Genomic DNA, 16,333 nt, shown 5'->3' on the forward strand with positions numbered 1-16,333 from the left:
GCGCCGCCGATCCCGATTGGGCAAGCTCCGGCCTGCGTCCTGACAGCATTGTCATCGGGCCGGTGACGCCATCAGGTGCCATTCATGCCTACTGCCGATTCCGCCGGATCGCAATCCGCTGAATCAAAACAACTGTCGCGACGCGAATCCCGACGCGGACTCGCCATCCCCATCCTGGCCGGCATCGGACTGCTGGCCGTCTCCGTCATCCTGGCCATCTGGCGCACCGGGTTGCAGCAATCCGAGCTCGAGGAAAAATTCCTGACCGAGACCCTGGGACTCGCTCAAGCCCTGTCGCTTTGGTCCGACCAGGCATTCGACGCCGCCTTGGCGGGCAATGAACCCAGCGCAGAATTCACCCAACTGAGCTGTCATTTACACCGCTTCGCCACCTTTGCCGGCTATGCGGGAGCCTGGACTCTGATCGCGCGCGACGGCGAATACCGGCTCGGCCCCAGCAGCGATGACCCGTCCAGCGATTGCGCCACCCAAGCCGCACCGGCCATGCAAGCCCCTCCGGCTGACGTTGAGCAGGTCCTGGCAAGCGGACAGGCTGACCTCAGCGCCCGCTATTCACGCGCGCACTTGAGAATGATTTCGGCGCTGGCGCCAGTGCCAAACTCGTCTGGGCCAATGTCATCTGGGCCAAACTCGTCTGTACCAGCATCATCCCCGGAATCCCCGCGCACGACAGTGCTCGTCGGCCTTGACCTGCCGGAGCGCGAATGGCGCGTGGCAATCTTGCGTGCCGCCGTCTTGCCGTTGGCGCTGGGTGGACTGCTGACGCTGATTTTCGCCATCGCGTTCCTGGTGGTTAACCGCAGCGGCGCCAACCATATTGAAACCGCAACCAGCCTGCGCTACCTCGAGCCCATGCTGGCCGCCATGACGGGGGTGGCCCTGACCATCACGGCCACGGCCATCACCTACCAGCTTGAGCAGGACTTCAAATCCGACCTGCTTGAATGGGAAAGCGCACGCACCAGTTTCGACCTGACCCAGGCCCTGCGGTCTTTGTCGCACAACGACAGCGCCACTGCAGCATCCTCCGGCACGCAAGCACCCGCGACCTGGGATGATCTGCCAGGCAATTCTGCAAACTCCGATAGCACCACCATCATCGCCGCGATAAAGCAATCGCTGCAGCATTCAGCCAGCCAGCACAATCGCTCAAAAGTGCGCATCGACGCGAGCATACTTGCCCTGGATGAACACAACGAGGCGCGCTTAGTCGAACGGCTCTCCAAAGACCAGACGAATGCGCAAGACCAGACAGATGCACCCAGAGAGACCCTGGCACCGCTGCCGCCGCTATCCGCCGCCGCGCAACTGCAGGAACTGCTGCCGGTGTTTGCGGGCGATCGGACACTGGCCCTCAGGCTTCGTATCCTTGATGCTCAAGCCGTCAGGCCGACGACAGGCGCAGCCGGCGCCGCAGCGGCCATTGGGCTCATCCTGACCGCGGTCGCCACCGTGCTGGTCATCTGGCTGCGCGGGCGTCTGGCAAGCCTGGAGCAACTGCTCAATCAGCGCACCGCCATCCTGCAGCGGCGCGAGGAGAACTTTGCCGCTATCACCAACGCCGTGCGCGACGCCATCATCATGATGGACGCTGAGTCCAAGGTCGCCTACTGGAATCCCGCCGCCGAGCGCTTGTTCGGCTATACCGAGGCTGAAGCCCGGGGGCAGGATTTACATCAACTGCTTTGCAATTCCGCCACTGCAACCGCCTACCAAAGGCGCGGTTCGGCACAAAGGCCCGGCTCCAGCCCGGTCGTCGGTCAGCTGATCGAGCTTGAAGGCCAGCACAAAGACGGCTCCAGTCTGCCGCTTGAGCTCTCCTTGTCGGCCATGCAGCTCGACGGCCAGTGGCACGGCATCGGCGTGCTGCGCGACATCGCCGCGCGCAAGCGCAGCCAGGCACGCCTGGTCAAGCTGAACGGCTGCCTCGCCAATCTGGGCTCAGATTACCGCGAGAACATCACCCGCATCACAGCGGTATGTGGCGAAATCCTCGAGGCCGACACGGCGCTTTACAACAAGCTCGACAACGGCATGCTCACAACCCTTGGGCGCTGGAATGCGCCCGATGACCTTCCCTACCGAGATCATCCCGAGGGGCACATTTGCTACGACCTGATCAGCGGCCAGAACAGTCGCACCAGCGGACATTGCGGGGCCGTCCCCGGTGATAACGACAGCCGCGAGGCGCTTTTCCTGCGCGACCTGTCCCAGACACCCTATCTGAACACCGACCTGGCGGTGCGCAAGTACGCGCTAAAGGCGTATTTCGGCCATGTCGTGCGCTGCGGCAGCAAAAATGTCGGCTCACTGTGCGTGGTATTCAAACATCAGCGCTCGCCGAGCGACGAGGAAAAGCGCTTGCTCGGCATCCTGGCCGCGGCCCTGACCACCGAGGAAAACCGTCACTTCGCGACTCGCGGGCTCGAACTCAGCGAAAAGCGTATGTCGCTGGCCATGCGCAGCACCGGCATCGGCATCTGGGAGTACGAGCCCACCACCCGGCAGCTGCGCTTGGACGAATCCATGCACGGATTGCTGGCGCTGCAACCGACGCTGGCAGTGCGCTCCATCGACGACTGGATGCTGCGGCTGTTGCCGGAAGACATGCCCAAACTCCATCGCGTCCTGGACAACACCTTCGAGGAAGATGACGAGCTCGATGAGGAAATGCGCGTGCAGATCGCCGAGGACGAGCTGCGTTACCTGCGTATCATTGGCAGCGTTCACCGCCAGGACAGGGACGCAGACTGCTACATTATTGGGGTCTGCTACGACATTACCCGTCGCAAGGAAAACGAAGCCCGCCTGCGCCATGCCCGCGACATGGCGGAGCAAGCCAGTGAGCTAAAAACCCGGTTCCTGTCACAGGTTAGCCATGAACTGCGCACTCCGATGAATGCGGTGCTCGGATTCGGGCAATTACTCGACAGCGACCCGGACTTAAACAGCGACCAGCACGACAGCGTGCGGGAGATCCTCCAGTCCGGCCACCATCTGCTGAAACTGATCGACGAGGTGCTGGACCTGGCGCAGATCGAATCCGGCGAAGCCGATTTGCAAGTGGAACAGCTGATACTGGCCCCCGCGCTGGAGGAATCCTTGGCCCTGATCAAACAAAGCGCCGCAGACCATCATGTGCATATCGACTTTGTCAGACCCGGTGATCTAGCAGTAGCGGTGGACCCCTTCCGGCTCAAGCAAATCCTGGTTAACCTGCTCTCCAATGCGGTCAAGTACAATCGCCCCGGGGGCCGCGTGGGCCTGGAAGCCGAGGCACTGCCCGCCAGCGAAGACGCAGAAGAACGGGTGCGTATCCGCGTCAGCGATACCGGTGCCGGTATTCCGCCAGAGCAGCTCAAGGAACTCTTCGAGCCCTTCCGGCGACTGCCCGATGCACAAATGCAGGGCATTAAGGGCGCCGGTCTCGGTCTCGCGGTGGTCAAGCGTCTGGTGGCCCTGATGAACGGAGAAATCGGCGTTGCGAGTACCCCGGGCGAGGGCAGCTGCTTCTGGATCGACCTGCCGCGCCGACCCGCGTCTCTGGCCACGTCTGGGCTGCTTAAGCCGGAAAGCGCAAGCCCGCTGTTACTCTATGATGAGTGAGAATCGCCCACACGAATCAGGCTTGCCCAGCTGGCTTGCCTATCTGGCTTGCCTAGCTGGCTTGCAGGCCCGGATCGCAAATTTGGCACCTGAACAAAAAAGTGCTGATCGCACCCGAGCAGGAACCCAAGATGATAGCTGAACCGATGCGGAAAGCCGCCGCCCCATCAGCGCTCGCACCAGGCGAGGGCCTTCGCCGCCGCGGCGCGACGCACCCCAGAGCCCAGTGGATGACCCAAGCCCTGTGGATAGGCTTGCTGGTGGCGATCACCCCACTGCTCAGCGGTTGCCCGCAGGACCCGATGGGGCCAGACAATCGCATGGCGCTGATCGCCTTCGGACGTTGCGACTACGCACAGGCACTGCAACTAACCGACATGGCCATAGAGCGCGGCGATGACATGCACATTCAACGCGCCTGGATGCTAAAAGCCGCCATCCTGCGCGATCAGGGTGACACAGCCGCAGCCGAGGCCATCTACCCTAAGCTTGAAGCGACTTGGAAAGCCGCCAAAAAAACCGACCTGAAAACCAGCCGGCGCGAGCGCGACATCGCCATCCTCATCGACATCGCCCACAACGACCGCCGGGCCAACGGCTTAGCGGCAGATTGCCAGCCCTGAATCGGGGTGGATCACTCCTGGGCAAGCGGTTTGACCCAATGGTCGTTGCTTGGCAGGCGCCCGCGCAGGGCACGGAACAAACCGATGGCACTCTGGCCGCTGAGACCGTAGGGATTGAACTCGTCGCTGGTGGAGAAGCTGCGGATGATTCCGCGGATTTCCGCAGTCCAGGGCACATAGGCCATGTCCCAGTCGCCAAATTCGCGCTGGGAAATCTCTTCATGGGCGAGCAGCACCGGGCGGCTGTGACGGGCGTCCCGCATGATGCGCTGGTAGGTGTCGTTAACGGCGCTGCGCGAGCCTTCCAGACATTGCAGGAAGTAAGTCCCATTAAACAGCAGCATGCCGGAAATTGATGCCTTGGCGTTGTTCTTGCGCGATACGTCCAGAATTTGGCTGATGGCCTCTTTGTCGACGCCGGCCAGTTCGCTGCAATAGGTGATCCGCGTGAGATACATAACCGAACCCTCAGTGGTGTGATGCTGATGCCTAGGGGCGCCTTGCGTACCGAAGCATGGATAGTAAGGCGATTTGTGTCAATTTTCATCCCTCGCGGTCTCATCCTGCCTGATCTTTCGGGCCAAGCTCGCGTCCGCTGGACTATCCATTTTGCCGCGCGAATGCTATTGTTTTGCCTTGAAGGTCAACACATTATCGTCCAGCCCCGCCACGCCATTGGCCCATAATGACACAAGATACGCGGCCACCCCAGCGTCTCGGCGACGCACCCCAACACACTCCTGCGGATAGCGCGCTCGCCAAGCGCGACCGTGCCGAGGCGGCGCTGCGCGAAAGTCAGGCCCGTTTCGAGCGCCTGACCGCGGGACTAAAAGACAGTCTCTTTGTCTTCACCACGACCATGGCAGGCGAGCTGCTCTACCTGAGCGACGGCATCCAGTTGCTCGGCAAGGGCGCCTCCCAGGGCCAGCTTGGCCTGCATTGGCGTGACCTGGCCGACTGGACCAGCGAGTCTCGTAACACCCTGCTCAAGCAGTTCACCCGACTCCTGATCGGCGAGGTTGAGCGCGCTGACTTTGAGCTTGCCTATCATCATCCTGGTGGCGACATCCATCATCTCGCCATTCATGCCTATCGGGCCCAAAGTCAGGATGACGGCCATGAGTTCATCGAGGGCATTGCGCTCGATATCACCGAGCGCAATGCCCTCGAGGCCAGGCTTCGCAGCCTCGAGCGCGCCATCGACCAGGCGCCGGTGTCGATTCTGATCACGGACGCGCAATCGCAGATTGAGTATGTCAATCCGTTCTTCTGCGAAATCTCCGGCTATTCGCGCGCGGAGGTTCTTGGCCAAACACCGCGGCTGTTCAAGTCCGGCGAGCACCCGGATGACATGTATCGGGAGCTGTGGAACACGATCAAGCGCGGCGAGACCTGGCGCGGAGATCTCGTCAACAAGCGCAAGGACGGAAGCCTGCACTGGGAGTCGGCGACCATCTCGCCCATCCGCGACGCACGCGGCGAGACGGTCAACTATCTCGGCGTCAAGGAGAATATCGACGACCGCAAGGAGCTCGAGCGCGTCAAAGAGGATGTCGAGCGCATCATGCGCCACGACCTGAAAAGTCCGCTGAATGCCATCCTGGCCCTGCCCGAGCTGCTGCTGCTGGACGACAACCTAGACGACGAGCAGCGCGACTCCCTGGTCGTCATTCAGGACAGTGCCCGCAAGATGCGCGACATGATCGAGCTCTCGCTGGATTTGTTCAAGATGGAGACCGGCCAGTTCGACTATCACCCGCAAACGCTCAATCTGCTGCCGGTTCTGCGCCAGGTCACTCGCCTTGCCGAGACGCGCATCTCGGAGCGGCGGCTGCACATCCACTATCGCATCGACGGCATCGAGGGTGACCCCTCGCCCGAGCAGCCGATTTTTATCCGCGCTGACGCACGTCTGCTGTTTTCGATGTTATCCAACCTGATCACCAACGCGATTGACGCCTCACCGACGGATGAGCGCATTGTTCTGGAGCTGCGCCTTGGTGACCCGCTGCTGCTCGCTATCATCAACCAGGGCGTGGTACCCGCCGCGATTCGCTCACATTTTTTCGAGAAATACCGCACCTACGGCAAGAAGGGCGGCACCGGGCTCGGCACCTACTCAGCCAAGATGATGGCGACCACCATGGGGTTCGATATGCGCATGGAAACCTCGGATGCCAGTAACAGCACCCGGATTGAAATCTCTATGCCTGCCGGGCGCATGGGGGACTAGACGCGTTCGCAACCTCCGGGGTGCGCATGTGTATTACCACAGCCTGTGTCAGCACGGCCAGAGACCGCGTATCGCGGCAACTCCCTGAGCACCGTACGCCCAGGCGCGATGCACATCATCGGCTGTTAGCCCACCAAGGGCGTAGACCGGCAGGCGCGCAGGCCGGACCAGGCGCGCGAAACCGTCCCATCCCAAGGCTTGCGCGCCGGGATGACTGCGGGTGGGCTGCACCGGCGATAACAGGGCATAGTCGAGCTGCAGTTCGCCGGCATGCGCCAGATCCTCCGCCGTGTGGCATGAGGCGCCAACCAATCCTTGTCCGGTGAGCGGGCGCGCACTCAACTGGTGCAGGCGCGCGGCGCTCAGATGCATCCCTTGCGCCAGCTGCTGGTGCAGCAAAGGGGCAATTACCTCGGGTGAGCGATTTAGCACCAGCGGAATAGCGCATGCCTGAAAAATGGGGGCAGCGGCGCGCGCAAGCGCGGCAAATCCGCTGTCGCTAAGGTCATGCGCGCGCAACTGAACCAGCATCGCACCGGCATCGGTGGCGCGCTCAAAACAGGCGAGAAACCGCGCCATTCGCGGCTCTTGCGCCGGATCGGTCGCGTCTGGTGCATCTTGTGGTGTGATCAGACAGAGCGACGGCAGCTTGAGGGCGCTGATCACTGGACGGTCCGCGGGCGGGAATTGGTCTGGGTCGAGTGCATCAACCGGGGACCAGGCGAGCGGCTGTCCCTCACAGCCGCGCGGCTCGCCGCGGTAGCTCAGCACTAGATGCACATCCAGCAGCACATGACGGTCGCCATAGTCGTGTTCGACCTGAATCAGCGGCCGGCTCGCCTGCAATGCGATACCGAGTTCTTCGTGCAGCTCGCGCCTGAGCCCATCTACTGGCTGTTCAGCGGGTTCGAGCTTGCCGCCTGGGAATTCCCATCGCCCACCCTGATGGCTCTGCGCGGGACGCTGCGCGATCAGCACCCGGCCCGAGCCATCCCTCAGCACACCGGCGACGACATGGATCGTCGCGCGGCTCATGGGTGACGCGGCTGACGGCCCTCAGCTGCGATATTCGGCGTTGATGCGCACATAGTCGTAGGACAGATCACAGGTCAGCATGGTCGCACTCGCCCGCCCGCGCCCAAGGCGCACGCCGATGCGAAAGTCATCTTGGCCCATGACCCGCGCGCCATCTTGCTCGCGATAGTTTGGATCACGCCCGCCACCGGAGACGATACAGACCTCATCGAGCCACAGGCTGACCGGTTCGATTGCAAGTCCTGGCACCTTTGCGCGACCGACGGCGGCGAGAATCCGACCCCAGTTCGGGTCGCCGGCAAAGAGCGCGGTCTTGACCAGCGGTGAATGCGCGATGGTCGCCGCCACCTCGCGTGCCTCGGCCAGTGATTCTGCCTCGCTCACCTCAATGCGCACCAGCTTGGTGGCGCCCTCGCCATCGCGCACAATGGCGGTAGCAAGTTCCAGGCAGAGGGAGTCGAGTGCTTGCTGAAAAGCGCGGCTCTCCGGCTGCTCCGGCCAGGCCAAGGGGGGGTTGCCAAGCCGGCCGGTGGCAGCCAGCATGCAGGCATCGTTGGTTGAGGTATCGCCGTCAATGCTGATGGCGTTAAAGGAGCCGGCCACGGCCTGCTGCAGCGCTGCTCGCACAAAGGGCGCCTCGGCTGCGGCGTCGGTGGCAATAAAGGCGAGCATTGTGGCCATGTTCGGGCAGATCATGCCCGCGCCCTTGGCCATGCCAACCAGGGTGGCGGTGTGCTCGCCAAGCCTGACTTCGCGTTTGACCAGCTTCGGCTTGGTATCCGTGGTCATGATCGCCCGCGCTGCCAATTCCCAGCCGGCTGCCTCGAGCTTGGCAAACAGCTCTGGCACGGCGGCGACGATGCGCCCGACTGGCAAGTCCTCACCAATCACTCCAGTCGAAAACGGAAGCACCTCGCTGGCGGCAACCCCGCCCGCGTTCGCCACGCTCTGGCAACACTCGCGGGCATCGTTAAGCCCGCGCGCGCCCGTGCCGGCATTGGCATTGCCGGAATTGATCAACCAAAAGCGCGGGGATTCTTGCTGTAGGTGCGTTCTTGCAAGCTCTACGGGAGCTGCACAGAAGGCGTTGCGGGTAAACACCCCAGCGCATTGCGCGCCTGGGGCTAATTCAACCAGGACCAGATCGTCCCGGTCGGCATAACGCACGCCAGCCGCATGCGCCGCCAAGCGCACACCCGCAACCTGAAAGTCGCTCATGCAGCGCCCTTAATCAATCGCAGAGACGGCCCGGGCATGAGACTCAACCGATTTTGCCATGGCACTGCTTGTACTTCTTACCGGACCCGCAGGGGCATGGTTCGTTACGTCCAACCTTGCGCTCGGAACGCACAAAGGGCTGGTGTTCACTCGCTGCGCCCGCGTCCCGCCGGTTCTGGCTGTCGCCCGGGCTCGCCCCCGCGCCAGACCCGGGCATTGCGGGTTCATCTGCGGGAGCATCAAGTCCAGAGAAGGCTTCATGCTTGAACTCAAAGCCGCGGCCTTGGGCCGGTCCGGGCTCGGCGAGCGCATCCATCCCCGCAGGCCCCTGCACCTGCATGCGCGCGAGGGTGCGCACGACATCTTGCTTGATGGTGTCGAGCAGCCCCGAGAACATCTGGAACGCCTCGCGCTTGTACTCCTGCTTGGGGTTCTTCTGCGCATAGCCGCGCAGATGGATGCCCTGGCGCAGGTAATCCATTTGCGCGAGGTGTTCTTTCCATTGCGTATCGAGCGTCTGCAACATCACCGCCTTCTCGACCTGGCGCAGATTCTCTTCACCGATCTGGCGCCTTTTGTCCTTGTAGCGGGCGGACAGTTCATCGTCGATACGCTGGCGCAGCGTTTCCTCATGCAGCTCCGGATCTTGATCAAGCCATTGCTGGATCGGCCAGTCACCGCCAAACTCATCGACGAGCGCCTGGATCAGGCCTGGGACGTCCCATTGTTCTTCCAGACTCTGGGGCGGAATATGCTGATCGATCAGGCGGCCGAGCACGTCCTGGCGCATTGCCTCGACGGTGTCGGAGATGCCGGTTGCGTCCATCAGCTCACGGCGCTGCTGGTAGATGACCTTGCGCTGATCGTTGGCGACGTCGTCGTATTCCAGCAGTTGCTTGCGGATGTCGAAGTTACGCCCCTCGACCTTGCGCTGGGCATTCTCGATTGCCTTGCTCACCCAGGGGTGCTCAATGGCCTCCCCTTCTTGCATGCCGAGCTTTTGCATCATATTCGCCACCCGATCGGAGGCGAAGATGCGCATTAGGTTATCGCGCAGGGACAGATAAAAACGACTGGAGCCCGGGTCGCCCTGGCGGCCGGAGCGCCCGCGCAACTGGTTGTCGATGCGGCGGGACTCGTGGCGTTCGGTGCCGATCACATGCAGGCCGCCGGCTTCAATGACACGCTGGTGGCGGATTTTCCAATCACCGCGGATGCGCTCACGCTCGGTCTCGCTGTGCGCATTTTCGAGCTCGGCATCGAGGTTGCCGCCGAGCACGATGTCCGTGCCGCGCCCGGCCATGTTGGTGGCAATGGTGACCGCGCCCGGCTCGCCGGCTTGGGCGATGATTCCGGCCTCACGCTCATGCTGTTTGGCGTTGAGTACCTCGTGCGTGATCTTCGCGGCATTGAGCTGCTTGGAGACCAGCTCGGAGGTCTCGATGGAGGCGGTACCGACCAACACCGGCTGGCCGCGCGCGACGCAGTCCTGGATGTCCTCGATAATCGCCTTGTACTTGTCGTCCTGCTCGAGATACACCAGATCCCCATGATCAGCGCGGATCATGGGCACATTGGTGGGGATAACGACCACTTCCAGCCCGTAGATCTGCTGGAACTCGAAGGCCTCGGTATCCGCGGTACCGGTCATGCCGGCGAGCTTGGGATAGAGCCGGAACAGGTTCTGGAAGGTGATGGAGGCGAGGGTCTGGTTCTCCTGCTGGATACTGACCCGCTCCTTGGCCTCGATCGCCTGGTGCAGCCCTTCGGACCAGCGCCGCCCGGGCATGGTGCGGCCGGTGAACTCATCAACAATGATGATCTGCCCGTCGCGGACGATGTAGTCGACGTTTTTCTGAAACAACGCATGGGCGCGCAGCGCCGCGTAGACATGGTGCATCAGCAAAATGTTGGCGGCATCGTAGAGGCTCTGGCCCTCCCCGAGCAGACCAAGCTCCGTGAGCATGTCCTCGACCTTCTCATGCCCGTCCTCGCTCAGGTAGACCTGACGTGCCTTCTCATCGACTGAGTAATCGCCAGGACCAAAGTCCGGTTGGCCTTCTTCGTTGGTGATCGGCTCCTGGCGCTCAAGCTTGGGCACGATCTGGTCGATCTGCACATAGAGTTCCTGATTACCCTCAGACGGACCCGAGATGATCAGCGGCGTGCGCGCCTCGTCGATCAGGATGGAATCGACCTCGTCGACAATGGCGTAGAAGGGATCGCGCTGCACCCGCTGCTCCGGGGTGAAGGCCATGTTGTCGCGCAGATAGTCGAAGCCGAACTCGTTGTTGGTGCCGTAGGTGATGTCGGCGTGGTAGGTCTCGCGCCGGGTCACCGGGCGCAGGTGCCGAAAACCAATCCCGTCGGACGGCTCGAACTCCGGGTCATAAATGTAGGAGGCAGAATCCGGTCCCATGCCGCCGGAGGAGTTCACCACCCCGACCGAGAGACCGAGGAAATGATAGACCTGGCTCATCCAGGCGGCGTCGCGGCGGGCGAGGTAATCATTCACCGTCACCACATGCACGCCTTTGCCGGGCAGGGCATTCAGATAGGCCGCGAGGGTGGCGACCAGGGTTTTGCCCTCGCCGGTGCGCATCTCGGCGATCTTGCCCGAGTGCAACACCATGCCGCCGACCATCTGCACGTCGAAATGGCGCATACCGAGGACGCGCTTGGCGGCCTCACGCACCACGGCAAAGGTCTCGGACAGCAGATCGTCAAGCTTGGCGCCCTGCTCCAGGCGTTCGCGGAACTCGGCGGTCTTGCCGCGCAGTTCCTCATCTGACAGCGCGGCCAGATCGGATTCAAACGCGGTAATTTGCTCGGTGGTTTTCAGCAGGCGTTTGACCAGTCGCTCGTTGCGGCTGCCGAAAATCTTCTTAAAAACATTCATCCCCATGCGTGGCTCTCAACGGAAGCGCAAATTGGGCGCCAGTATAGCGCCAAGCGCGCGCCCGCGGCCATGGCGCGCCGAAGCTGGCATGCCAATCCTGACCCGGCGCGGTGATCTGACTTGGTGTTCTTAGAGACTCGCGACGCGCCCAGAGCCGTGGGGATTGAGGTAGCTCCTGGGATTGATCGGAACGCCGTTCTTGCGCACCTCAAAATGCACATGCGGCCCGGTGGAACGACCAGTGGAGCCGAGGGTGGCGATTTCCTGACCACGGTTGACCAGGTCACCTTCCTTCACCCGGTTTGCTTTGTTGTGCGCATACCAGGTCTCAAGCCCATTGCCGTGGCGAATCTCGACGATGTTGCCATAGCCATGCTTGCGCCCGGCAAACACTACCAGACCGTCGGCCATGGCCAGAATCGACGTGCCGACCTTGGCGGAGATATCGATGCCGTTGTGCATGCTACGCCGTCCGGTAATGGGGTGGCGACGGTAGCCGAAGTCTGAAGTGACGACCCCGCCCGAGCGCAATGGCCAGCCGTCTGGCCGGGTGTGCTTGGTCAGATCGCGCTCCATGATCAGGGTTTCGAGCAGGCCGAGCTTGCGCTTGCGGTCGTCGAGCGCAGAGAGCACTTTGGCCAGGTCTTGCGCGACCTCATTGATGCGGTTGGGTGGGTCTTTGTAGTGATCCGGACCACCCGCTCCGGCGGGGTTCTCGAAGTCGAATTCATCGCTGTTCAGCCCCGCCATTTTCACCAGGCGCTGCCCGAGAGCATTAACCCGCAGCACCTCGGCCTGCATTTCCGCGACCCGCACCGCGATGGTGTCGATATGGGCCTGAATCTGGCGTTTTTTCTGTTCAAGCTCGAGCTGAGTGGCTTCAAGCTCCTGCGCCAGTGCGAGGTTCGCAGTTTCCGGAGCAGGCTCGTTGAGCCGGTATTTTCCAAGCCAGTAGCCAAAGCCACCAGCCATCAGCCCAATGAGCATAATGCTCAGCAAAACAACAGAGCTGAAACCTTGCTCGGCGACGAATGATTGACGTCGATGCATAAGTACCCCTGAAAATTTCTTTCCAGTAATTGAAAGAACGGTTTAAATGATTGAATCCGAGCAGGGCCGTCGCTATCCTGACCGATGACTGGTTCAGGGCATTGGCTGACTCAGGACTGGTGGACTCAGGTAAGCTTTCCCCATCGCGCCCTTTGTTGAGCGTCGTGGATCTTAATTCGCGTCTTCCGCGTTATGCTAAAAAAACTTCAACCTGCCAGAAGCCTGGCGGGGCTTGATCAGAAAAACTTTGATCACAACACCTTTGACCGCAAGAACTTTGATCACAAGACCTCTGATAAAAGCAGGCGAGATCAAAACCAACGTGATCAAAGCAAAACTCTTGCCAAGCTCTTGCGCGAGCTTGCCGATCGCGAGCGCTTGCTTGACCAGGTCAAACCGCTACTCCCTGATGATGTCCGCAGCCACTGCTGCCAGGCAAGCATCGACGATGACTGCTTGCGGCTTTTTGCCGACTCGCCAGTCTGGGCCTCCAAGCTCAGACTTCTGACCGGACCATTACTGAGTGCTCTGGCAGAGCGCGGCCTGATGCTCGAGCAATGCCAGGTGCGCGTGTCTCCCCCCTCCTCGGCGACCGGCCCCGGCACCTTGTACACCAATTCCGACCGACGCGCCAATCCCGGTACGGATTTGGGTGCGGATTTGGGCGCGCTAGCAGGCGCAGCCTCAACTGTTAACGCGCACCGCCGTGAAACTGATAACGGGGCCACAAGAGGCGGCTCCGGGCGCATCTCGGAAATGGCTGCCTCTCATTTACAGCAGGCTGCGAAGGGACTGCCGGACGAGCGCATCGCTGCCTGTTTCAATCGGATTGCCCGGCATCACGGGCCAGGTGTCAAAACAAAACCTTGAGATTGGACGCAAATTAACGGTAAAAATTAAGCGACGGGAACCGGCTGCGCATAACTGATCGGCGCCTTCTTGGGATCGCCAAAGGTGACCTCCTCCCAGGCATCCTGGTTTTCGAGCAAGGTGCGCAGCAACTGATTGTTAATCGCGTGGCCGGATTTATAGCCGTGGAATGCGCCAATGAGTGAGTAACCAAGCAAATACAGATCACCGATCGCGTCGAGGATCTTGTGCTTGACGAACTCGTTGTCGTAGCGCAGCCCCTCCTCGTTCAACACCCGGTAGTCATCCACCACTACCGCATTGTCCATGGTGCCGCCGAGCGCAAGATTTTGCTGACGCAGCGCCTCAATATCGCGCAAGAATCCGAAAGTGCGGGCGCGACTGATTTCCTTGACAAAAGACGTGGTGGAGAAATTGATGCTGGCCGACTGCTCACGCGACGCGAATGCCGGGTGATCGAAATCGATGGCGAAAGATACCTTGAAACCGTCGAAGGGATCAAACTGGGCGAATTTATCCCCGTCCTCGACGCGGATACGGCGCTTGATGCGAATGAAGCGCTTCGCCCGGGACTGCTCCTCGATTCCGGCGGACTGAATCAGGAACACAAAGGGCGCGGCGCTGCCGTCCATGATCGGCACCTCGGGCGCACTGACGCGGACGTAGGCGTTGTCGATGCCGAGGCCGGCGAAAGCAGACAACAGATGCTCAACTGTCGAGATACGCACACCGTCTCGCACCAGGGTGGTGGACAGTCGGGTATCGCCGACGTTGGCGGGACAAGCCTTTATTTCGAAGGGTTCGGGGAGATCGTCGCGAATAAAGACAATGCCTGTGTCCACGGCCGCAGGTGAAAGCGTGAGATAGACTTTTTCGCCGGTATGCAATCCGACGCCAGTGGCGCGGATAATGTTTTTTAATGTTCGCTGCCGGATCATTGTAAGGCTCTCCGTTCGCTGCGGCGGTCCCTGCGGTGTCGCCAACTGCTTGCTCATGCTCGAGTTGTTATCGCTCTGGGTGCGATCTTCCTGGTCGGCAAGATCGTCGCCCGCCTCCGCCGTGGAACCGGGTGGTTCAACCGCGCTCCGGCCAGTAACTGTTACAGCGCCTGCTCCAGTGTCTACACCAGCGTATAACCAGGCATCCGTCGAAGCTATTGATTCATCTGCTGTATCTGCCCCATCCGCGCGAATGCAGCAGGCATCCGTCGGGAGCGACTTGTCTCGCTGGCGTGACCGGGCACTCATACGCGAGGACTCGGAATTAGCTCCAGTCGAGCCAGTTCTCGGGCGCCATATTAGGGTTTTCCCGCAGTAGAATCAAGCACTATGAGTCGCTCCGGCGCAAAAACGCCACATTTCCCGACCGTCCGGAGGCCGCGCGAACCGAAAAAAATAACCTTTTATCAATGAAACGCAAAGGTTTAGATCATTTATTTAACCCATGATGGTGAATCAATCAGGCTGGCGGCGCGGCGTCTGACGCACGACCGCACCGCCCCGTTGCGCTTGCTGGCTCCATGCGCTCAATCTGCCTGTCGACGCAGGAAGGCGGGAATATCGAGATAATCGAGGTCCGCCGCCGCCGAGCCACCCTCGGCTGCCGCTGCATTGGCCGCCGCACGCTTGTTGCGGATGTAGGCAGGCTGATCCATGTCGCGATAATCCGGTACCGAGGCGCGCTCGGGCTCATTTGAAACCAGCCGCATTTTTGGCTGATCGGCATGGGCGGCGGCGCGCGCCCCCAAGCCTGTGGCCACGACGGTGACGCGCATTTCCTTGTCCATGCCGGTGTCGATGACGGTCCCCACAACCACGGTGGCCTCATCGTCGGCAAAATCCCGCACCGTATCGCCGACCTCGGTGAACTCGCCGATGGTCAGGGAGCTACCCGCCGTGATATTGACCAGGATGCCGCGCGCGCCGGAGAGGTCGATGTCCTCCAGCAGCGGGCTATTGATGGCCGCCTCAGCGGCCTCACGTGCGCGGTCATCGCCACTGGCGGAGCCCGTGCCCATCATGGCCACGCCCATCTCCGACATCACGGTCTTGACGTCGGCGAAGTCGACGTTGATCAGCCCCGGCCGGGTGATCAGCTCGGCGATACCCTGGGTGGCGTTGCGCAGCACGTCATTGGCGGCGCTGAAGGCACCGAGCAGGCTCATATCCTTACCGAGTACGGCAAGGAGCTTTTCGTTCGGGATGGTAATCAAGGAGTCGACGGATTTAGCCAATTCCTCGATACCAAGATCGGCGACCTTCTTGCGCTTGCCACCTTCGAACGGGAAGGGTTTGGTCACCACGGCGACGGTCAGGATGCCAAGCTCGCGCGCGATCTCGGCGACCACCGGAGCCGCTCCGGTGCCGGTGCCACCGCCCATACCAGCGGTGATGAACACCATGTCGGCCCCCTCGAGCGCATCCTTGATGCGATCACGGTCTTCTTCAGCCGCGCTGCGACCAACACCGGGGTCGGCGCCAGCGCCTAGCCCCTTGGTGATATCGGTACCAAGCTGCAGAATGGTCTTCACGTTGGAATTTTCGAGTGCCTGCGCGTCGGTGTTGGCGCAGATGAACTCGACCCCTTCGATATCAGACGCCACCATATGATTCACAGCATTGCCGCCACCACCGCCAATGCCGATTACGCGGATCACCGCGGTCTGGGTCTGGGCATCTAGCAATTCAAAAGTCATCGCAGTTCTCCTGATAAGTTCCGTTGAGAGGGATTAAGAGTCGTATGTCGCGTGAGGCCAGCGCCCCACCCTTTCTTGCTTTT

The 16,333-nt window shown here is 61.3% G+C and carries 11 protein-coding genes; 4 read left to right on the top strand and 7 right to left on the bottom strand.

Annotated elements, in window-relative coordinates:
* Positions 1 to 84 precede the first annotated feature (84 nt).
* Together Thiosp_RS22815 and Thiosp_RS22820 are read left to right on the top strand one after the other, a co-directional pair.
* Positions 85 to 3,627: a sensor histidine kinase gene (locus tag Thiosp_RS22815; protein WP_201064802.1), complete on the top strand. Its 3,543-nt coding sequence runs from the start codon at positions 85 to 87 to the stop codon at positions 3,625 to 3,627.
* Between the two features lie 230 nt (positions 3,628 to 3,857).
* Positions 3,858 to 4,250: a hypothetical protein gene (locus Thiosp_RS22820; RefSeq protein ID WP_201064807.1), complete on the top strand. Its 393-nt coding sequence runs from the start codon at positions 3,858 to 3,860 to the stop codon at positions 4,248 to 4,250.
* An 11-nt stretch (positions 4,251 to 4,261) separates the two neighbouring features.
* Here the strand turns inward: Thiosp_RS22820 and Thiosp_RS22825 are convergent, their stop codons facing one another.
* The gene (locus Thiosp_RS22825; protein WP_201064820.1) at positions 4,262 to 4,708 is read right to left on the bottom strand and encodes a BLUF domain-containing protein; all 447 of its coding nucleotides are present in this window, start codon (positions 4,706 to 4,708) and stop codon (positions 4,262 to 4,264) included.
* A gap of 227 nt (positions 4,709 to 4,935) precedes the next feature.
* On the opposite strand from Thiosp_RS22825, the gene Thiosp_RS22830 reads away from it, so the two are divergent.
* Positions 4,936 to 6,483, top strand: coding sequence for a sensor histidine kinase (locus tag Thiosp_RS22830; RefSeq protein ID WP_201064823.1), 1,548 nt, complete (start codon positions 4,936 to 4,938; stop codon positions 6,481 to 6,483).
* 48 nt (positions 6,484 to 6,531) lie between these two features.
* Here the strand turns inward: Thiosp_RS22830 and Thiosp_RS22835 are convergent, their stop codons facing one another.
* From Thiosp_RS22835 to Thiosp_RS22850, 4 genes are all read right to left on the bottom strand, one after another.
* Positions 6,532 to 7,518, bottom strand: coding sequence for a Nudix family hydrolase (locus Thiosp_RS22835; protein ID WP_201064826.1), 987 nt, complete (start codon positions 7,516 to 7,518; stop codon positions 6,532 to 6,534).
* Positions 7,519 to 7,539: 21 nt separating this feature from the next.
* Positions 7,540 to 8,736 (bottom strand): bifunctional glutamate N-acetyltransferase/amino-acid acetyltransferase ArgJ, encoded by a 1,197-nt coding sequence (gene argJ, locus Thiosp_RS22840; RefSeq protein ID WP_201064828.1) that lies wholly within the window; start codon positions 8,734 to 8,736, stop codon positions 7,540 to 7,542.
* 43 nt (positions 8,737 to 8,779) lie between these two features.
* On the bottom strand, positions 8,780 to 11,641 hold the full coding sequence (gene secA / locus Thiosp_RS22845) for a preprotein translocase subunit SecA (protein WP_201064832.1): 2,862 nt from the start codon (positions 11,639 to 11,641) through the stop codon (positions 8,780 to 8,782).
* A 123-nt stretch (positions 11,642 to 11,764) separates the two neighbouring features.
* Positions 11,765 to 12,685, bottom strand: a complete 921-nt coding sequence (locus Thiosp_RS22850; RefSeq protein ID WP_201064834.1) for a M23 family metallopeptidase — start codon at positions 12,683 to 12,685, stop codon at positions 11,765 to 11,767.
* Between the two features lie 192 nt (positions 12,686 to 12,877).
* Here Thiosp_RS22850 and Thiosp_RS22855 point away from each other — a divergent pair, with 192 nt between their 5' ends.
* Entirely contained in the window at positions 12,878 to 13,555 is a 678-nt protein-coding gene (locus Thiosp_RS22855; RefSeq protein WP_201064836.1) for a DUF721 domain-containing protein, read from the top strand.
* Positions 13,556 to 13,581: 26 nt separating this feature from the next.
* On the opposite strand, the gene lpxC is transcribed toward Thiosp_RS22855, so the two are convergent.
* Positions 13,582 to 14,493, bottom strand: coding sequence for a UDP-3-O-acyl-N-acetylglucosamine deacetylase (gene lpxC / locus Thiosp_RS22860; protein ID WP_201064950.1), 912 nt, complete (start codon positions 14,491 to 14,493; stop codon positions 13,582 to 13,584).
* Positions 14,494 to 15,080: 587 nt separating this feature from the next.
* Positions 15,081 to 16,250, bottom strand: coding sequence for a cell division protein FtsZ (gene ftsZ / locus Thiosp_RS22865; protein ID WP_201064839.1), 1,170 nt, complete (start codon positions 16,248 to 16,250; stop codon positions 15,081 to 15,083).
* Positions 16,251 to 16,333: the final 83 nt, after the last annotated feature.

Origin of the sequence: Thiorhodovibrio litoralis (assembly GCF_033954455.1) — a bacterium.
Lineage (GTDB): Bacteria > Pseudomonadota > Gammaproteobacteria > Chromatiales > Chromatiaceae > Thiorhodovibrio > Thiorhodovibrio litoralis.